The organism is Mucilaginibacter gossypii, from assembly GCF_900100945.1.
GTDB classification, from domain to species: domain Bacteria; phylum Bacteroidota; class Bacteroidia; order Sphingobacteriales; family Sphingobacteriaceae; genus Mucilaginibacter; species Mucilaginibacter gossypii.
The window spans coordinates 246,318-266,357 of sequence record NZ_FNCG01000002.1 but is presented as its reverse complement, the minus strand read 5'-3'; the positions used below and the strand labels follow the sequence as shown (position 1 = coordinate 266,357).

The following is a 20,040-nucleotide window of genomic DNA, read 5'->3' as shown; positions in this document are numbered from 1 at the left end:
GCTGTATAGGTAGAGTTAACGACTGTAATAGCAAGTACACCAAACTGTTCCTGTTGCTACTTAAAACTGCAACTGCTGCTCAATCCGGCATGATTTAAACCTTTCGCATTTTTCACCGGGTCTGTTCCCGATTATTACTTATCTTCAAACTTCTGAAATAATTACGTGTTAAACCTTCATAAATACCTCTACATTTGCCCCATATGCCAACAAAAAAACTCATCGCTCCATTTTACGAACGTCTTGCTTTAGTACTTATTGGTTTTATGGCCCTGGGTTACCTGATTATTATGGGTAAGGATCTGCTTGATCCCATGATCTTTGGTTTTATTTTCGCCATACTGTTGCTTCCCGTTTGTAATTTTCTGGAAAATAAGCTGAGATTACCCCGCAGCATGGCATCGCTGGTTTCTATATTATTATTGGTTGGTGTTGTTGGGGGGATCCTCTACCTGGTAGGGTCACAGATCTCAAACATGGCTAACGACTGGCCAATGCTTAAAAAACAGGTTACGCAATCCATACGGGACCTGCAGGAATGGATCCAACATGCGTTTCATGTTAACGCCGCCAAACAAATGGCCTATGTTGATGACACCGCCAAAAAACTCATGGAGTCGGGCACTGATGTACTAGGCACTACTTTTGGGGCCATCTCATCAATCATGCTGTTTTATGTGTTCATCATGATCTTCACCTTTTTTATACTGTTATACAGGCGTTTGCTCATTCGTTTTATAGTATGGGTTTTCAGGGACGAAAACGAGCATGTAGTAATGGATATCGTTGAAAATATTCAAAGCATTTTGAGGCAATACATTTTAGGCCTGCTGCTGGAGATGGTAATAGTTGCCGGCGTAGCCATTACTGTTTTTTGGATGATAGGTATAAAATATGCCGCTTTGCTGGGCATTATAGTCGGTCTTTTCAATATTATTCCATACATCGGGATCTTCACTGCCTTGCTTTTAAGTACTGTTATAACTTTTGCTACAGGCAGTATCAGCAACACTGTAGCGGTGGCTGTTAGTGTTATAGGCATTCACGCAGTTGATGCTAATTTTTTGCTGCCCACTATAGTTGGTTCAAAGGTTAGGCTCAATGCTCTCATCTCTTTTATAGGCATTATTTTAGGCGAAATGATCTGGGGCCTTTCGGGTATGTTCCTTTCTATTCCTGTTATTGCCATATTCAAGATCATATTTGACCGCATTGAAACACTTAAACCGTGGGGGTATCTGTTAGGTGGCGATTATGAATATAAAAAACCTGCTGCGAAGACCATGAAAACAGAATAAATTCTCAAAAAAGGCAAACCCAAACCTGTAACCTTTCGTTTAAATACACTGAACTTTAATTTTGCAGAAACTGTTGCTCCCCCTAACAATGGAAATTGTAAGATATACGCCACGCACTATTTACAGGTGTAAAAAATGTAATGAGCCTTTAAAAACCAGGCGTAAGCGCGGCCTGTTATTAAAAATCACCCTGTTTTGGCTTCCTGTTCGCAAATTTTTTTGTGAACGATGCCTTAAAACGCGTTATGTAATGTGACTGTTCATAAAAACAGGCGGCATTTTACTTTAATTATTTATGCATATCCTTAATTTAGTAGCGTAGCATACTAAAGCTAAATCTGCCTGAAATGAACCTCAAGTATAAATTACTGCCATTTTTATATATTTTCCTTTTTCCTGTAATTTTGGTTGCTCAAACTCCAAAGACCTCAACTTTCAGGCTGGTACCTTTAGGTGTGCTAGGGGGTATTGATGAAAGTAACTTATCGGCTTATATGCTTGCACCCAAAGGCAGTAATAATTACATCTGCCTTGATGCAGGCACAATCCATTATGGCATTGAAAAAGCTGTAACGTGTAAAAGCTTTAATGTACCCGGCAATGCTGTGCTCAGGCAGTATATTAAAGGCTATTTTATATCCCATCCACATCTTGACCATATTGCCGGGCTCATTATTAATTCGCCCGAGGACAGCACCAAAAACATCTATGCACTTAATGATTGTATTGAAACGATAAAGACGCACTATTTTACATGGAAAAGCTGGGCCAATTTTGCCGACCAGGGTGAAACACCGGCACTGAAAAAATATCACTATAAAGTACTGGAACCCGGTACCGAAACAGCTATCGAAAATACCGAGCTTAAGGTCCGGGCTTTCCCGCTCAGTCATTCCAATTTAACCAGTACTGCTTTTTTGGTTAATAGCAATAACAATTATTTGCTTTATTTAGGTGATACAGGCCCCGACGAGATAGAAAAAAGCAACAACATGCAAAACCTGTGGCAGGCCGCTGCTCCGCTGATAAAAAGCAAAAAATTAAAGGCTATTTTAATAGAGGTATCTTTCCCTAATGAGCAGCCGGATAAAACATTGTTTGGTCACCTTACGCCAAAATGGTTAATGGCCGAGATGGATAAACTGGCTTCGTTTACCGGCACAGATGCTATAAAAGGCTTAAACATTGTAATAACTCATTTAAAGCCGCCAATGACAAGTATCAGCAAAATCAAAACTCAGTTAAAAGCTGCCAATAAACTGAACCTAAACCTGGTATATCCTCAGCAGGGAAAGGCCCTTGATTTTTAAACCTGAAACATCCACACTATGAAAATACTTAAACCCGTTTTTTTATTCCTGCTACTGGTAAGCGGCTTCAATTTATTTGCACAGCAGGGCAAGGTGCTTGAAGAGCAAAACCTCAAAAGCAAAATTTTAAAGCGCAATGTAAACTACGCAGTTTATCTACCTCCGGATTATGAAACGGCCAACCGCACCTACCCTGTAGTTTACCTCCTGCACGGCTATACCGACGACCATACCGGCTGGCTGCAATTTGGCGAAGTTAACCGCTATGCCGATAAAGCTATTAGCGATGGCACTATCCCGCCGATGATCATTGTAATGCCAAATGCCGATTCGAGCTGGTACATCAACTCTTATGACAGTAAGGAAAAATATGAAGACTTTTTCATCAAAGAGTTTATGCCTCATATTGAAAAAGCGTTGCGCATCAAGGCCGAAAAAAAATACCGGGGCATTGCAGGGCTTTCGATGGGCGGTTACGGAACACTGATCTATACACTTAAACATCCCGATCTGTTTGCAGCCGGTGCGGCCTTAAGTGCCGCTGTATTTCCTGACGATCAGCTCGTAAGCACTCCTGATGATACTTATGAAAGAATATTTGCACAGCTTTACGGCCGGGGCTTAAAGGGGAAAGACAGGGTTAACAATGCCTGGCAAAGTAATTCGGTTTTAAACCTGGTGCAAACCAAAACTACCGATGAGTTAAAATCTGTAAGATACTGGATAGATTGCGGCGACGACGACTTTCTGAGCAAAGGCAACTGCCTGTTGCATATTGCCCTTACCGAAAAAAATGTACCGCATGAATTTCGCATGCGCGATGGCGCCCACACCTGGACCTACTGGCGTACAGGGATCACCAACGCACTGCAATTTATTGGTGATAGTTTCAGGCAAAAGTAGCAGATGCGCTGTTTTCAGATATGCGGATGTGTAAATGACGATTAATTGAATCAATTAGAATATGAGTATTATAAAAAGGATTTTGCTGGTTTGTTTATTGCTGATTTCGGCAAATGTATTTGCGCAAACTACCGGCAAGGTGATTGAAGAGCAATATATAAAAAGCGATATTTTAAATCATAATGTAAAATACACAGTATACCTCCCTGCTGATTATGAAACATCAAACCGGACCTACCCCGTAGTATACCTGTTGCATGGTTATGGGGATGACCATACCGGCTGGCTGCAATTTGGTGAAGTTAACCGCTATGCCGATAAAGCTATTGCCGATGGTACCATTCCACCGATGATCATTGTAATGCCCGACGGGGGCACAAGCTTCTTTATCAATGCATACAAGGAGAAACTAAACTATGAGGACTTCTTTTTCAAGGAGTTTATACCATCTATCGAAAAAGAATACCGTATAAAAGGTACTAAACAATACCGCGGCGTGGCGGGCTTATCCATGGGAGGATTTGGCACATTGGTATATAGCCTTAAACATCCCGATATGTTCTCGGCAGCAGCGGCTTTGAGTGCTGCGGTACGTGGCGATGATGATTTTATGGCGATACCCGACGAGCGCTGGAAGGATGTATATAGCAAGGTATTTGGCCCCGATCTTAAAGGAAAAGAACGCCTTAATGCTACCTGGCAGGCTAACTCCATAATGGGATTGGTACAAAGCAAAACAACCGATGATCTGAAAAATGTGCGCTACTGGATAGATTGCGGTGATGATGACGCGCTAAGCAAAGGGAACATCCTGCTGCATATAGCCCTTACAGAAAAGAAAGTGCCACATGAATTCCGCATCCGCGACGGAGCCCACAACTGGACCTACTGGCGCACCGGCATCACCGATGCATTAGCGTTTATTGGTGATAGCTTTAGGCAAAAGTAGGGTGCGCTAACCAAACCTTGTCATAGCAAGCGATAGCGTGGCAATCGCTTGCTATACAGATACTTCAAAACATAACACCTTTACAAGCGAAGAGATTTCCACGTCGCGCCTATGGCACTATCCCGGCAAGCTCCTCTCTATTGATATATATTGTATTAATCACCCAAAATATCCTCACACTTTCCTTTCAAAATCTTTAACCGGTTATTCAGTCCAGTCAACCCGGCATCATCACCTATGTTTTTATAAAGCGTTTTAATCAGGGCTAAAGTATTGTCGTCAGCATCGCAGGCCTGCGCCTTCTCCAATTGAGGCAGGGCTTTTTTTACAGCCTTAACGTATTCGGCATCTGTAGATGGGCTATTTAAAGGTTTATCAGCATCGGAGATATTTTTGAGATACAAGTACCCCAAAGCCCGGTGGGCCACATAATAATCAGGTTCGGCAGCAACTACGCGCTCGTATAAGGGTATCGCATTTACACTTTGATTATCATCTTCATAAAGCCTGGCCAGTGAATTGAAAAAATTGATCTTTACTTTGACTGATAGCCTGGCCGTATCCTGCATAATTTGCCGGGAAAAGTCCATTGCCTTATCCTGCTCTCCCTGTAAACGTGCCAGGTTAAAGTCGAGGTATTTGTTGTAGGTATCTTCAACAGTTTGCGCCTGTGTTAAGGTAACAGCCATTAATAAGATTATTACCGTCAATATTTTCCTGGACATGATTGCGGGCTTGGTTCAAAGCTATAACGCTGAAACGGAGGGTTTAATATGAAACCCACGCCTATAAAACCTTAAACATCTTAACCAAAGGCAATATTACCCCATCGGGCATCGGCTGATCAATATTTTCTATGGCTTTGTACCCCATAGCTTCGTAAAGCGGCACACCGGGTAATGTGGCCCCTAATTGCAGGCTTTTAAAGCCGTTGTTTTGTGCAGCAGTTTCGCAAACCTTTATGATATAACTACCTATACCCCTCCGGGCATAATCCGGATGAACAAAGAAAGCCCTGATCCTGGCAGCATCATGATTGGGATCAAGCAATGGGTCTTCAATTTCTTTATGCTGATCGCCACCGTAAAGAGTATTGCGTTTGCTCCAGCCGCCACAGCCTACGGTAACGCCGTCTATTCCGGCTACATAATAAGTACCATCGGTAACCAATTGAGTATCCACTCCAAAAATGTACTTAATAGCACTTTCAATTTGCTGCTGATTATAATAATTAGTGCTTAATCCACGAACAGAAAGAGCGATCAGCCGCTGCAATTCGGGGATATCATTAAAAGTTGCCAGGCGTGCAGTAATGGTAAACATGGCGGTAAATGTAACGTTTTAGTAAATAGCACAACCTGCGCTATTAAAGAATGACCTTATTCTGAAAATTGAATAATTCTGTAATTCTGATTCGGACAATTACGCCTGGCACAAAACGCCTCTTTCCTCTCACTGCAATATCATTTTACAAAAACAGTACATACACACTGCTTGTTAGTACGCATATTTGCAAAAACAAAAAACATGTCTACACTATTCTCTCCCCTTAAAATAAAAAACATCGAACTAAAAAACCGCATCGTAGTATCGCCTATGTGCGAGTATTCAAGCCAGGATGGTTTTGCCAACGACTGGCACCTGGTACACCTTGGTAGCTTTGCTACAGGCGGTGCCGGGTTAATTATCACCGAAGCCGCCGCGGTATCACCCGAAGGCCGCATTACCTTCGCCGATCTGGGTTTATATAAAGACGAACATGTTGAAAAACTAAAACAGATCACTGATTTTATAAAGGCTCAGGGCGCTGTTCCGGGCACACAGCTGGCCCATGCAGGGCGTAAGGCAAGTCACCAGGAACCATGGAACGGCGGTAAACAGGCCCCTGCCGATCAGCCAAACGGCTGGCAAAGTGTTTCGGCAAGTACCATTTCTTTTTTTGAAAATGAAGAACCACCCATAGCTTTAGATAAAGCGGGCATTGAAAAAGTAAAAGCCGATTTCAAAGCCGCTGCTAAACGGGCCATTGACGCCGGTTTTCAAGTGATAGAATTGCATGGTGCACACGGATACCTGATCAATCAATTTCTTTCACCGTTCAGTAACCAACGTACAGATGAATATGGCGGAAGTTTTGAAAACCGCATTCGTTTACTCCTCGAAATAATTGAAAGTGTTAAGGAAGTTTGGCCTGAAGAGAACCTGCTGTTTGTACGGATTTCGGCAACCGAATGGGTAGAAGGCGGCTGGACGGCAGGTGATTCTGTTGCATTAGCCAATATTTTAAAAGGAAAAGGTGTTGATCTGATTGACTGCTCAACAGGCGGCAACATACCAAATGTTAAAATCCCGTTAACACCGGGTTATCAAGTTGAATTTGCCGAAAAAGTTAAAAAAGAAAGCGGTATACTTACAGGTACGGTAGGTTTGATCACCAAATCGGACCAGGCTAATGAAATTATAGAAAACGAACGCGCCGATCTTGTGTTTTTTGCAAGGGAAATGCTTCGTGATCCACATTTTGCCCTGCGCGCGGCACATGAGCTTGGCGAGGAAATAAAATGGCCTGTTCAGTATGAACGCGCTAAATGGCATTAATTGGTCAATAGTCTATGGTCGATAGTCCATAGAAGCTGCACTTATTAAGACTATAAATTATGGACCATTGACCATGCCTATGGATTAAATAATAATAAAACTATAGACTATGGTCTATGGACTAAATAACCAAAAAACAAAAACCACACGCTATGAAACGTACAGCAAACGCCCATTGGAACGGTACATTACAGGCAGGCCAGGGAGAGATCACTACCCAGAGCACTGTATTAAACAAAACCCAGTATTCATTTAAAACCCGCTTTGCCGATGGCATCGGTACTAACCCCGAAGAGTTATTAGCTGCTGCTCATGCAGGCTGCTTTACTATGGCCGTTGGCGCTGCTTTAACCCAGGCAGGCTTTACTCCTAATGATTTAACTACCGATGCAATTCTTGACCTTGATATGCAGGCTTTAGAAGTTACAGGCATCCATTTAGAAATAAAAGGATCGGCAATTGATGGTGTTTCTGAAGAACAATTCAAAGAAATTGCCGAAGGCGCCAAAGCTAACTGCATTATTTCAAAAGCACTGAGCGTACCAATTACTTTAAGTGTTACTTACGCTTAATTACATTTTACAAAATACAAAAAGGGGATTGTGCTGTGCACAATCCCCTTTTTGTTGACTCATCCCCTATCCACTCCTTTTTAAAACAACAAAGCCGCCGGCAAACCGGCGACTTTTCAGCACATATTAAATCAGGGGGTCAATAAGCTATATTACAGCATAAATACAAGCAACATGGTAATATGGACCAGAACGCTGAACGCGAAAAAACCAAGCAGTGTACGGATACCGGAGCCGCCCATTCCGGCTATTATGTTGGCAAAGAATAACACAAGAGTTACTACCAGTACTATTATCGGAGCATTGTAATAATACAGCAGGAAAGCAGGTACAGGTAAAAAGAGCACACCTTGTGAAACAAGTGAAAACATGAACCAAACTGTTTTATTAGATGCCTGGCTATCGGCAAAGGCCATTAACTTATTCCATGTATTGTTGCCGGCTTTAGTATTAGCGGTGTTAACGGTACTGGTATTTGCAGCTGTCCATTCAGGAGCATTTATTTTTAAAGTTGCCATGATTGTTATCTTTTAATGATACAAAGATGGCTGATACAGTTTACCTGTAACATGATCATGGTGCGTTAAAAAAATGACCGTAGTCACTTTCAAAAGCTGAAGGCTGAAAGCAAAAAGCAAAAGTGCACCCTAATAAAAACCTGATCAAGAAATTTGAACATTAACCAACTCACAATAACATTATCATAATCTGTTAATTATTAAATTAAAAAGCTTTATTTAAAGCAGACTGATTACCCGCCAAATCAACCGCTCTCACTGTTAACTTGCCTTTACCCCCCAAACTCCTGTCCACCACAAAATAATTTAACGGCGTAAAACCTATCCGTTTGCCTTTATTGTAAATATTATAGCCCAGCACCCGCTTATTATCCTTAGATGCCTGCCATTTTAAAGTACCGGTAGCTTTAACCAGTATTACCTGCTTTGGCGCGGTGGGTGGTATTTTATCCGGGTCAAGTTGCATCATACAGTTCATCAGCGCGCGGAAAGTATGGTAAGTTCCCTTCCAAACCTGGCCTTTGAGAGCTGTTTTATACTGTGGTTGTTTATCTATGCCGCCCTGGTACCAGTCGCCGTGTTCATGGTCAATGAGATAGGTTTGCGTGTATTGCCACAGGGTTTTAAACTTTTCAAAGTACTGGTGCTTATCCTGCGGATACCTGGCAGCCATAATGAGCAGCGTGTTGAGCCCTTCGGCCTGCGCCCACCAGTTCTTGGTATCCTCAGTAATGGTAAGTCCGGGCTTATCTTTAAAGTAATAGCCCTCATCGTAAAAACCGCCCACTTTATTATCCCAGCCATTATCCAACGCATCATCAACCATTTTTTTGCCCACCTGCAAGGTTTTGACATCCCCTTCAATACCTAAAGCATGTGAAGCTTCGAGCATCAGATAAGCCGTTTCTACATTATGTCCGTACGAAATATGGTCAAGGCTATGATGCTGCTTATAAACGGCAAGGGTAGAATCGTGGTAAGATACCGGTGTCCAATCGGGTTGAAAAAACAGGATAAGATTTCCCTTATCATTAGTGATCTTATCACGCACCAGCATTAACATTTCTTTCAGGCGGGTTTTAAGCAATTCATTCGGCCACACGCTGTATAATTCGGTAAACGCCTCCAGCAGATGGATGGATGAGTTTTGATCTTTATAACCCGTTTCGGCAGTAGATTTTATGGTTGCATCCCTTACAATTGGTGTTCCATCACGCTGCATATGCTGATAGTACCCCTTATAAACCGGATCGTGAGCGTGTTTTTCCAACCACCAAAAACATTGCTTAGCCAAATTTAATGCGCTGGTATCGCCCGAGGCCTGGTAATATGCTGCAAGCGCGTAAATTGCAAAAGAATTACCATAAGCTTCTTTAGGAGCAAAGCCACCCTGTTTGGGGTTGCCTTGTCTATCCGTAAAAATGTAAAAGCCCCCGTATTGCTTATCCCACAATTTATCCCGCAAAAACTCATAGCCATGGCGGGCCCCCTCTACATAATATTTTTTTGCGGGGAAAAGTTCAGCGGCTTTGCTGTTGCTCCAAACGTGGCGTGCCTGGGTCACTATTATTTTATCCTGGTAACCTGTTGGCTTGAAATCATAGGTGAAAGCACTTAAAAAGCCACCATCGGCAGTATCAATAGCGGCCGGGTACCAGGGCTTAAGCAGTTCATCAACCATGGATATTTGCATTTCATGGGCTATCTTTTGCTTTTCGCCCTGATTATTTTGGGCAAATACAATCGACACGGCGCTGGTTAAAGCCGATAGCAAAGTGATCTTCAATTTCATAAGCTTACTTTTTATTTAAAACATGATCGGCCGCTAAAACTAAAAACAGGTAGTCGGTTGTGCCACCGCCCAAAACGTATTCGCCCTGTTGCCATAGGTAAGGCCAGTTAAGCAGTTCGGGAAAATCAGGCCGGATAAGCGCCGTGCCGGAGGTAATACCACCGGGAATATATGAGCGGTCGGCCCGGTTAAAGCCGTAGGCTGTTGTCATTGATTTTGAACCTACGCCCGATACAAACGAAGCTGTATTATAACCTGGATGGCAGCCCAGCACAAAATCAATGGCGTGCAGCATATAGGTGTCGCTAAAAACAGACGGAAAACCGGAGTATAAAAAGTATTGTTTATAACCAAAATTCTGGATACCCCACCCCGCTCCCCAAATATTGGGTTCATACGGAACTCCATAAGGGGTTTTAGTTCCCTGCTGCTGAATTTGAGCATATAGTTTTTTTACTGCTTCGGTTATTTTATCATGATAATTTGCATCATTGATCAACCCCATGGTGCGGCCAACCAGCCAGCCGGTATTATCAATACTATTGGCTATCGCATCGGTATTGTTTACCAGGTAATCGGCATAGGTTTTATCTTTTGTGGCGATGAGTAATTCTACCGCCAAAGCAACCCGATGGCGCAAAGTCTGGTCAGGTGTGTTTTTCCAAACTTCCTGTGCTATTTGCAGGCATTGCGTAGCAAGTGTATCATTATATCCCTTCATTACACGGCTTGCAGCAGCCAAGGCGGCGGCTGTTTCTAACGAACGGCCAGGGTTTTCCTCCGTAAACACCCAGCGGTCATCAGCCGCCGCGGGAGTTTTCAATACAGGGTTAATATTTGAAGCATTGGTTACAAAAGGTGTGTTATCGGTGATATTGGCGGCATCACCCAAAATGGTGTACTGCCTGATAGTTGGCTCAATAACTCCACGGTAAAAACGTCCCAAGGCCTGGTAGCCTCCTGTAATGGCTAATAAACCGTGCTCAATCTGTTGCAGCATATCCGGCTTGCCATCGGGCTGGTGAATTTCAACGATGTGGTTCTTTTGGTCGATAGTTGTGTTATCATATCTTACGTCGAAAGCCTCATAAGCTAATGTAAGCCCATGTACCGTTTCTGCCTGCGATTCAACCCGCAGGTCAAAATCCCCGGCATCATGCCATGCACCGCGGTCGAGAAATGGCACGTTATCGCCCGGTTTATATTTATTGAGTGTACTATGCCCCTGAATATAGCCGTCGAAATGGTTGGAATCAACCGGCGCCATTCGGGCATCATCCATATGGCATAAGCCATGCCATACGCGGTATTTTTCGTTAACACGCATATGGCACATCTGTATAGGCAGGAAATATGAAAGCGTTGGCTGCCATACATCGTTTCTAAATACATCAGTGCTGATCTGGAATGGCTCCGTTTGATAATTGCCATATTTCACCAAGTACATACCCGGTGTGGTGATCTTTGTAAAATCAAATTGCAGGTAATGATACCTTAAAAAATCTCCCCAAATGGTGGGTGTAGCTTTCAAAGCGGTTATTAGTCCGCCGTTTTCATTTATCCTCATCAGCGAAACCGGCAATACTCTTTTATCATTTTTATCCAGTTCAATTACTGCAATTTTTTGCTGCGCGGGATGATAGCCTACCTGCGATACCTGCACTACCGGTTGCGATTGCCAGCCCTCTACAGCATTTGGAGTTATCAACCATTCTACAGCATCTTTTGACGCGCCTTTAGCCACTAACGAACGTACTACAAACCAGCCATTGTTATGCTTGGCCCGGCCATCTAACAATTGCAGGCTGCCGCCCAAAAGGTTTTCGATAGTCATGCGCTGCAAATCGGTTTCGGGCGTAATAGTGAGCTTTCTGCCTTCGGCCATGGGCATAACCTGGGTTTCACCTTCTTTGTCGATATAAGTTTGTCCGTCGGCCTGTTGAGGGAATATGCCAAATTGCTTATCCATGTAATAAGATTTGCCAAACAAAATCCCCGGGAATAACTCCAGGTTAAAACCTACTTTACCTATCCAATTATCGGGCAATGGCTTATCCAAATCAACAATGATCCTGAACGCCTTTCCTGCAGGGACCACCCGAATATTATAAGCAAAATTCAGATCCGGATAGATAATAGGGTTAAAACCATGGCGGTTCATATCAGGGTTGGGGAACTCCATACGTACGCTTACTTCGCCGGTAGCTTTATTAACCACACGCTTACCTACTTTGGGTATAGGCGACCATTGACCCGGCGTAGGCTCCAGCCTGATATCACCATTGGTAGCTACACGCTGTCCGTTTTGAATAATGCCTACCCCACCCTGGTGCCCCTCAGGGTAAAAATCATGGGCAAGCATTACGTTTATGCCATTATATTCAAGATATTCCTGTGCGTTAAGCTTCATTAAGTTTGCAGCAGGCTTAACCTGTGCATACAAAAAACAGGGCAGTAAACAACAGGCAGCAATAATCGCGGTGAAGGTAAATTTAGATCTCATCAGGATAATAGATTAACCGGTAATATGCAACAAGATATTTGCACGGCTAAAAATACCTCTGTGACAAGGGCTCAGTATAATGATATATTAACCTTTTGTTGCCGATTTTATACAATAGCGGGGATTTTACATTAAAAATCACTATTAATAAAAAGCAGCCAACAATACTGCAATTAACTTATTACCAATTAATTAAAAATAAAAATACCTGATATTAGGTATTCATTTTGTTCAGCAATTAATTTAAATTTGATTACCAGTAATACCTGTGTGCCGAAAAAGGGATCAAAGAGTAGGCAACAATTATTAAACCGATGGCCTTCCTGTTATGCTTAGCTGTAATAGCTTCACTGCTGTTACTAAACCCCTGTTTAAAAAAACAAGTTTTTAAACTATTTACAGCTGTTTTTTTTATTCTTGCTTTCTCTGAAGCAGTTCATGCTCAGCCTGCAAACCCCGATAGTGTAAAAAATAACAGGGTTAAAAAAGATTCAGTAACTAAAGCCCTTCTTCCTGATTCTATATTAAATATTTACAACCTAAGCGGAAGAAAAGATTCGGCCAGGTTAAATGAGATCATCGCTATCAGGCTCAAAACCACACTCCCAATCGATTCGTTCAAAACCCTGTATGTTGACGATATCAAAGTAGGAGAAACTGCTTTTTGGAGTAATAACGACTACGAAAAGATCGTGTATTTCAAAATAGACGAGTCGGTACAGAACCTGGCCGTACAGTTTTTAGCCAGCAAATCCATCGATAAAGCCCGCATCCCGGTTTATTTTTCGGTGGGCTATTCAGGTGGCTACATAACCAAAGGATTAATAAAAACACAACTTGAGGTTAAACAGAAAATAAACCGGGTTTGGGTATGGATAATGGCCGCTATTATGGCCGGCTTCCTGGCTATGGGCTTAAAAAACAATATTTTAAAAGATGACAGCAATTTATACTACAGTCTGAGCCGCACACAACTTCTTTATTGGACGGTCATTTTTTCGGTCACCTACCTGTATATATGTAATGAAACGGGGGCACTTCCTGATATCCCAGGCTCACTGCTGGCTATCCTGGGCATTAGCGCTGCAACTATGGCTACGGGCAAGGTTATCGAAAATGACCAAAAAACCAAAACGGAGATTGATCCTAAAGCACATAGTGAAGGCTTTTTTCACGATATCCTATCTGACAGGACCAGCATCAATATCCAGCGCCTTCAAAACGTGCTGTTCAATATCCTGTTCGGGCTAATTTTTATACAAAAAACCGTATCATCAAATCTACTTCCCGATTTTGATAACAATATATTGCTGATGATGGGTATCAGTGCTGGCACTTATGCCGGGTTAAAGGCTACCGAACCAACCAAAGACCAGCCAACAGAGCAACATGATTCAACTACCGTTGGAAATGAAAAACCAACCGACCAACCCGAGGGAGATGACAGTAAAGGAGGTAGTGGTAAAACCAAATAAAAAAGCTTTAAAGCCGTTTAATGGAAATCAGGCACAAGTCTGGTATCATTTGATGATAAACCGGGCTTGTGCCTGTTCTTTTAATTCGGGTTTAAGCTGGATTAGCTTTGTACGGTAACGGTTGGGTCCCAGTAATAGTAACCAAATAATACCGGATTATCAACGCCCCGCTGGCGCACATAAAGTGCAAACTGCACGTTGTATTGTTCGGTGCCTTTGCTAATTACAGTAGCCTGGTTAAACCAAAAATTTTGAGTAGAAAAGCCAACCGGAATAGCGGTACCATTAATTGGCAAAATGCCTGTGCGCGTATATACATTGAAAGTTTCACCATCAAATACTACATCCTGCGCATACCATGCTAACTTGTAAATAACTACAGCCGAATCAAAGTTACCGTACTCTGATACTGCATACCAGCGTATAACATCACCTACATCAGCTTTGATGTTAAGGTCGGCGCCGCCAGATCCGGTCATGGTATTACCGCGGGTAGCAACCATATACATATAGTTATGCGGCAAACCTGTTGGATTGTTAGGATCCTGACTTGGGTTTGGATAATCGGTAGTAATTGCATCGGTATCAATAACTACCTGGATGTTGATGATCTCCTGCGAGGTGGAGACAAATTCACTGTTAATTGCCATGACTAAAAAGGTTATTAGGATAAATAAATGTCCCTACTCTTTAAAGGATTTTCGGGTTAGCTCCTTTGATCAGAGCGAACAGAACCGAGGCGCTTCTTAACCGGTTTTTCTTATTCGCTTATCACAATACAAACCTCCGCTTATTTAAACAGGCTTATTAGAGAAAAAATACCGAATAAAAAAAATAAGTATTTATACGTATACAAACCATAAAAACACCCTTTCACACTATTTCACACCTACTAACTTTGCGGTATAGGAAAATCAGCAGAAAACGAAGCGAACAATAAATAATTAGTGAGAAATTTTTTCACAGTAGTATAAATAATTTCTCACTTATATAATTTATTATTACCAACATAAAATACAAATAATACAACTATATTACCTGCATATTAAACCTATTATATCATGAAAAAACGACCTTTTAACTTATTCAGACCGATCGCTGCCGCGATTACTATTTGCTTGTTTTTTGCCATGACTTCATGCAGGCAGGCTAGCAAATTTGCCCAGGTAAAGTACACCGCTACACAGGTTAATCACTGGCTCGACTCGGCCAAAACTGACAATTTTGTTTTTCAGTTTTACAGCCCCCAAGTTGATGATGTTAAAAAGCCATATCAGCTCGTATCATATATTCTGGATACAGCCGGAGGCTATCTTAACCCCATGCATCCCGATACACTGGCTATTACAAAAGATACACTGGTTAACTTAACCGGCCCGGTGGTTTTAGGCAATACGTATCTAACCAAAAAAGCTATTATGGCAATTATCTCAACCGATAGCGGAAAAAAACGTGATTATGACTTCCTGGTTTTTACTCCTAAGATCATAGCTTCCAACCAGCACCTTGTATACGCCATCAGCCTTATAAAAAACGGTGTACCTATTGATTACCGCGACTCAGACACCGGGAATGTTGATTCAAATCCATCACCTCCGGCAAAAATGTAATAGCGTTACAAAACTGCTGCAAAGTGGAACAGCTAATGAAAGGTATATCTGACTGGTCGGAGGTTTGGGCGTTGCTCATTCCCCTGGCCATTCTTTGTTTGAAGAAAAAACAACCTGCTTTTAACAAACCTGTTGTTATATATTTATGGACAGCGCTGGCAATTAATGTAACTATTGACGCCATATGGAAGCTTAAAACCATTTTACCGCATCCATACAACACCAATAATTATCTGTATAATATACACTCCATAATCAGGGTGTTATTATTTAGCTCTTTTTTTATAAAGTTAAACCAGCAGTTTTTGTCCAAAACAAAAAGGATAGCGCCTTATATTTTTTTAGGGTTTGTACTTATCAATTTCAGCTTTTATCAAAATTTTTTTGATTACGGACAATTGAGCAGCAGATTACTATCATTTGAGGCGGTAATTATGATGTTTTATTGTATGCAGTATTACCTGTTTAAAATAACCGACGATGAAGAACCCGGTAAGAAACAGCCCGACTTTTGGATAGTAACCGGCCTGGGTATTTACTACACTGTAAATTTTTTTATTTTTTTGTTATACAATGAACTCACAATACGCCTGCACAATTTTGCCATAAACCTGTGGAACATCCACAATTTCACGTATACCATTTTATGTGTATTTATAGCGAAAGGGTTATATGAAACAAACGAATGATGATATCAGGCTCCTGCTCTTTATGGGCATTGCGGTTATGCTTTCCTTATTCGCAAGTATATTGCTCATTTTTATATTTTTTCAGCGTAAGAAATACCAGTATCAGCAAAAAATACAAAGGCTGCATCAAACCCAGCAAAACCAGTTGATAGAGGCAGCTGTGCGCAGTGAAGAAACTGAACGTCATCGTATTGCCGAAGAGCTGCATGATGAAGTGGGCGCCATTTTATCGGCATCAAAGCTGCATCTACAAGGAGTAAAGATCAACGTTATTGATAAAAACAATGAGCCGAGGTATGAAAAAGGACAGGAGCTGCTTGACATGGCCATTAAACAGGTGCGTGGTATTTCGCACAATTTGCACTCCAGTATTCTGAAAGAGTTCGGGCTAAATGAAGCAATCAGGCATTTTGTTGAGAAAATAACAAATAACGACCTCATATTTATTACCACCGATCTTGATGATTCATATACAACCCAGGCTAATGAAAATGATATTAGCATATACCGCATGGTGCAGGAGTTAATGAACAATATACTTAAACATGCCAGACCTAAAAAAATACATATCACATCAACTTATAACCACGATGCTTTAAACATTAGTATTTTTCATAATGGGAAGGGGCTTAGCCATGCACAATATGAAGAACTGAAGTTTAATAAACAGGGCCTTGGCCTCAAAGCTATCCAAACCCGCATCATTTTGCTGAAAGGCGAGGTATCATTCAATCACAAGCCCGAGGGATACTACATTAATATCAGCATCCCCCGAACGATTACTATTTAACCATTATAACAATCAAAAATAAGGCGATGAAACCTATTAAAATTGCCATAGCCGATGATTATACCATATACAGGGACGGCCTCAAAATTGGACTTACCCAGGATGAGAACCTGGAAGTAATGCTTGAGGCCGGCGATGGTGAAGACCTGATAAAAGGCATTGAAACCAATATGCCCGATGTAATTATCATGGACCTTAAAATGCCTGTTATGGATGGCATGGAAGCTACCAAACACATTAAAAAGAAGTATCCTGATATGAAAATTTTAGTGGTGACGATGTACGATGACGAAAAGTTCGTAATTCATTTAATGGAGATTGGCGCCAACGGGTATCTGCTAAAGAACGCAGAAGCTGAAGAAATCAGGAAAGCGATATATTCGGTACACGAAACAGGCTATTACTTTAACAATATAGTAAGCAACGCACTTTTAAAGAAATTGGTGATAAAAGGTAATATCAAACCATCCTTTAAAGAAGGCGTTGAACTCACCGAACGGGAACAGGATGTACTGAAATTAATTTGTGCCGAAAAAACTGCCAATGAAATGGGCAAACAACTATTCCTTAGTCCGCGCTCGGTTGAAGGGATCAGGCAGCGCCTGATAGATAAGGTGGGCGTACGAAATACCGCAGGGCTGGTAATGTTTGCTGTAAAGAATGGGATAATATGAGGCTTTTTTAAAATTAGCCATCGCATTTTGCACATCCCCTTAAAACAAGATTCCGTTTATTAATAAACACACAAAATAAACGCTTAAAACAAACCTTAAAAAGCATAATTAATCTTTTCGCTTAACAAAAAACATGATTTATCATTGTTAAAATCATATAAACCAATAATTATAGAAAAATTCATCAATTAAAATTCATTGTTTTGATAAAAAATACAATTTTCATTGATATTTTTACAACAAAACGTTGACTGATTGATCAAGATTTGAATGAAAAGAAATATCCAGTGCGATAATCAAACCTGTCTTTTATGTAAGGGCTGTATAAAAGAGTGGCTGCCTGCAATTGCAGCCAACAAAAAAAACTTTAATGTAAAAAAAGGACAGGTTATTTTCAGTGAAGGCGACCCGGTGAAAGGAATTTACTTTGTTTATGAAGGCAATGTAAAAGTTCATAAAAAATGGGGGCCGGATAAAGAACTTATTATTCGCTTTGCCAATAAGGGTGCCATTTTTGGTCACCGTGTGTTGGGTAAACATGCCACCCACTACCCTATTTCGGCAACAGCGTTGGAAGCAGGTATTATATGCTACATTGATATGGAGTTTTTTGAAGCTACTTTAAAAGTAAACCCTCAGTTTACCTACCAGCTAATGTTATTTTTTGCCGACGAACTGCAGGAGGCTGAACGCAAAATGCGTAATCTCGCGCATATGCCGGTAAAGGGCCGCGTTGCCCAGGCACTCATAAGCCTCAAAAATCAGTTTGGTACAAACCCGGAAGGCCATATTGATGTAGAACTTACCCGGCAGGACCTGGCCTCATACGCCGGCGCCACTTACGAAACCGTTTTCAGGGTAGTTAACGAGTTGTTACAGGAAAAACTGATTAGCACAAATGGCAAAAAGATCAGTATTATCAATCATGATAAACTTTTTCTTTTAACTCAGGATGATGAGTTGTAAATGGGATAATTACTTCGAAATATTATTATCCTTTTGCCTTAAATGGGTTTATTATTTTTAGCTTTTTTGGGATAAAAATCATGAGGCGTAAAGCAGAATATTTGTGTCGATTGCGATATTATTCATAATCATTAGCTTCACCCCTGTCAAACCTATACCCATTATTCAAGGTAAATTCATTTAATCTGTCGTTCAAATGATCAACGATTTTTTATATAGGCTCAGCTTCTCTTTAAATTAACGACAATCATTTTTCACATTTAGATAATTATCGGCAGCCAGCCCTCACCCAACCAAATTCCGTACTTCAACCGGCGATAACGATGTTTGCTTTTTAAAGAAGTTTGAAAAATGCGACAACTGCCCGAAGCCCAGGCTATAGGCTATTTCCGATATATTCCAGTCGGTTTGTTTGAGCAGGATGCGGGCCTCCTGGATGAGCCTGTTGGCTATATGTTCGGTGGTTGTTTTTCCGGTGCTTTCTTTTAATACCTTATTGAGATGGTTACTATGAACAGCGAGCCTGTCGGCATAGTCTTTAGCAGTACGCAGGATCACCTTTTGATCGGGTGACGCTATTGGAAATTGCCTTTCAAGCAGCTCAATAAACAGGGATGATACCCTTGCAGATGCATTATGACTGTTATTATAATTGGTAAAAGGCTGCAATTTTTGGCCATAGTGAATCAATTCCAGCACATAATTTCTGATCAGATCATACTTGTACAGATAGTCTGATGCTATTTCCTGCTGCATCTTCCTAAAAACAAGTGTGATCTCCTCTGCTTGTCCATCAGTAAGCATAAACACAGGGCACCCTCCGGGACTAAAAATAGGCAATGAATCCAATATTACCCCACTTTTTGATTGCACCAAAAATTCATCAGTAAAAATACAGAAATAGCCAGACTGTTCCATATCCTGTGGTTTCCAACTGTAAGGGATTTTTGGGGTACCAAATACCAGCGCATTTTTTTCAATATCGATCACCTTATCAGCATACTCAGCTATGTTTCGGCCCCTTACCAGGTTTATCTTGTAATATAGCCTGCGATTGTAAGGCACATGGGTAGGGTCTTTTTTTACTATAGCGATGATGTCGCTAAGGTTAAATACATTAAAATGCCCTATCTCCTTGTTGATATCAGCCGGAAGCAGGTCTCCCACCGTGCAGTTGGTACGCTCGGCGGCCTTTTTATAAAAATCTTCTACTGTTACCGTTTTCATTTTTTTGCTTTGATGAGCTACACAAACTTAATGATAACTACATCACTATTTGCTTCTGGTAAATCAGTTCTTACAAAACTCAAACAAAAGTTTGCAGTAGATCAACACTTTATATTTTCCGGAGGCAAAACAAACTTAATACATAACAGAAATGTTATTTGAATTT

19 protein-coding genes are annotated in these 20,040 nt (G+C 41.2%); 12 read left to right on the top strand and 7 right to left on the bottom strand.

Going from position 1 to position 20,040, the window contains the following annotated elements; all coding sequences use genetic code 11:
• Window positions 1-203: 203 nt before the first annotated feature.
• The 4 genes from BLS28_RS04525 (at window position 204) to BLS28_RS04510 (ending at window position 4,460) form a co-directional block, all read left to right on the top strand.
• On the top strand, window positions 204-1,298 hold the full coding sequence (locus BLS28_RS04525) for an AI-2E family transporter (protein WP_091163104.1): 1,095 nt from the start codon (window positions 204-206) through the stop codon (window positions 1,296-1,298).
• Window positions 1,299-1,645: 347 nt separating this feature from the next.
• The gene (locus BLS28_RS04520; protein ID WP_091163103.1) at window positions 1,646-2,608 is read left to right on the top strand and encodes an MBL fold metallo-hydrolase; all 963 of its coding nucleotides are present in this window, start codon (window positions 1,646-1,648) and stop codon (window positions 2,606-2,608) included.
• An 18-nt stretch (window positions 2,609-2,626) separates the two neighbouring features.
• On the top strand, window positions 2,627-3,511 hold the full coding sequence (locus tag BLS28_RS04515; RefSeq protein WP_091163102.1) for an alpha/beta hydrolase: 885 nt from the start codon (window positions 2,627-2,629) through the stop codon (window positions 3,509-3,511).
• 61 nt (window positions 3,512-3,572) lie between these two features.
• Entirely contained in the window at window positions 3,573-4,460 is an 888-nt protein-coding gene (locus BLS28_RS04510) for an alpha/beta hydrolase (RefSeq protein ID WP_091163101.1), read from the top strand.
• Window positions 4,461-4,615: 155 nt separating this feature from the next.
• Here BLS28_RS04510 and BLS28_RS04505 read toward each other — a convergent pair whose 3' ends face one another.
• Both BLS28_RS04505 and BLS28_RS04500 read right to left on the bottom strand, forming a co-directional pair.
• A complete protein-coding gene (locus BLS28_RS04505) occupies window positions 4,616-5,149 on the bottom strand; it encodes a tetratricopeptide repeat protein (RefSeq protein ID WP_091163100.1) in 534 nt (177 codons plus the stop codon).
• Between the two features lie 97 nt (window positions 5,150-5,246).
• The gene (locus BLS28_RS04500; RefSeq protein WP_091163099.1) at window positions 5,247-5,783 is read right to left on the bottom strand and encodes a GNAT family N-acetyltransferase; all 537 of its coding nucleotides are present in this window, start codon (window positions 5,781-5,783) and stop codon (window positions 5,247-5,249) included.
• Between the two features lie 204 nt (window positions 5,784-5,987).
• Between BLS28_RS04500 and BLS28_RS04495 the strand changes: the two genes are divergently transcribed.
• On the top strand, window positions 5,988-7,058 hold the full coding sequence (locus tag BLS28_RS04495) for an NADH:flavin oxidoreductase/NADH oxidase (RefSeq protein ID WP_091163098.1): 1,071 nt from the start codon (window positions 5,988-5,990) through the stop codon (window positions 7,056-7,058).
• A 152-nt stretch (window positions 7,059-7,210) separates the two neighbouring features.
• A complete protein-coding gene (locus BLS28_RS04490; RefSeq protein ID WP_090523343.1) occupies window positions 7,211-7,630 on the top strand; it encodes an OsmC family peroxiredoxin in 420 nt (139 codons plus the stop codon).
• A 152-nt stretch (window positions 7,631-7,782) separates the two neighbouring features.
• On the opposite strand, the gene BLS28_RS04485 is transcribed toward BLS28_RS04490, so the two are convergent.
• The 3 genes from BLS28_RS04485 to BLS28_RS04475 form a co-directional block, all read right to left on the bottom strand.
• A complete protein-coding gene (locus BLS28_RS04485) occupies window positions 7,783-8,148 on the bottom strand; it encodes a hypothetical protein (protein WP_091163097.1) in 366 nt (121 codons plus the stop codon).
• Window positions 8,149-8,353: 205 nt separating this feature from the next.
• Window positions 8,354-9,940 carry an AGE family epimerase/isomerase gene (locus tag BLS28_RS04480; protein ID WP_091163096.1) on the bottom strand — a complete coding sequence of 529 codons (1,587 nt, stop codon included), beginning with the start codon at window positions 9,938-9,940 and terminating at the stop codon, window positions 8,354-8,356.
• 4 nt (window positions 9,941-9,944) lie between these two features.
• Window positions 9,945-12,443: a glycoside hydrolase family 9 protein gene (locus BLS28_RS04475; RefSeq protein ID WP_091163095.1), complete on the bottom strand. Its 2,499-nt coding sequence runs from the start codon at window positions 12,441-12,443 to the stop codon at window positions 9,945-9,947.
• A 314-nt stretch (window positions 12,444-12,757) separates the two neighbouring features.
• Between BLS28_RS04475 and BLS28_RS04470 the strand changes: the two genes are divergently transcribed.
• Window positions 12,758-13,918, top strand: a complete 1,161-nt coding sequence (locus tag BLS28_RS04470; protein WP_091163094.1) for a hypothetical protein — start codon at window positions 12,758-12,760, stop codon at window positions 13,916-13,918.
• 101 nt (window positions 13,919-14,019) lie between these two features.
• Here BLS28_RS04470 and BLS28_RS04465 read toward each other — a convergent pair whose 3' ends face one another.
• Complete coding sequence (locus BLS28_RS04465) at window positions 14,020-14,568, bottom strand: inclusion body family protein (protein WP_091163093.1); 549 nt, start codon at window positions 14,566-14,568, stop codon at window positions 14,020-14,022.
• Window positions 14,569-14,979: 411 nt separating this feature from the next.
• Here BLS28_RS04465 and BLS28_RS04460 point away from each other — a divergent pair, with 411 nt between their 5' ends.
• From BLS28_RS04460 to BLS28_RS04440, 5 genes are all read left to right on the top strand, one after another.
• The gene (locus BLS28_RS04460; protein ID WP_143020689.1) at window positions 14,980-15,528 is read left to right on the top strand and encodes a hypothetical protein; all 549 of its coding nucleotides are present in this window, start codon (window positions 14,980-14,982) and stop codon (window positions 15,526-15,528) included.
• A 35-nt stretch (window positions 15,529-15,563) separates the two neighbouring features.
• On the top strand, window positions 15,564-16,217 hold the full coding sequence (locus tag BLS28_RS04455) for a hypothetical protein (RefSeq protein ID WP_091163091.1): 654 nt from the start codon (window positions 15,564-15,566) through the stop codon (window positions 16,215-16,217).
• Complete coding sequence (locus tag BLS28_RS04450) at window positions 16,201-17,007, top strand: sensor histidine kinase (RefSeq protein WP_091163090.1); 807 nt, start codon at window positions 16,201-16,203, stop codon at window positions 17,005-17,007. The genes BLS28_RS04455 and BLS28_RS04450 overlap by 17 nt, the downstream gene beginning before the upstream one ends.
• 26 nt (window positions 17,008-17,033) lie before the next feature.
• Window positions 17,034-17,681: a response regulator transcription factor gene (locus BLS28_RS04445; RefSeq protein WP_090523305.1), complete on the top strand. Its 648-nt coding sequence runs from the start codon at window positions 17,034-17,036 to the stop codon at window positions 17,679-17,681.
• Window positions 17,682-17,951: 270 nt separating this feature from the next.
• On the top strand, window positions 17,952-18,647 hold the full coding sequence (locus tag BLS28_RS04440; protein WP_091163089.1) for a Crp/Fnr family transcriptional regulator: 696 nt from the start codon (window positions 17,952-17,954) through the stop codon (window positions 18,645-18,647).
• A 285-nt stretch (window positions 18,648-18,932) separates the two neighbouring features.
• On the opposite strand, the gene BLS28_RS04435 is transcribed toward BLS28_RS04440, so the two are convergent.
• Window positions 18,933-19,874, bottom strand: coding sequence for a helix-turn-helix domain-containing protein (locus tag BLS28_RS04435; RefSeq protein ID WP_091163088.1), 942 nt, complete (start codon window positions 19,872-19,874; stop codon window positions 18,933-18,935).
• Window positions 19,875-20,040: the final 166 nt, after the last annotated feature.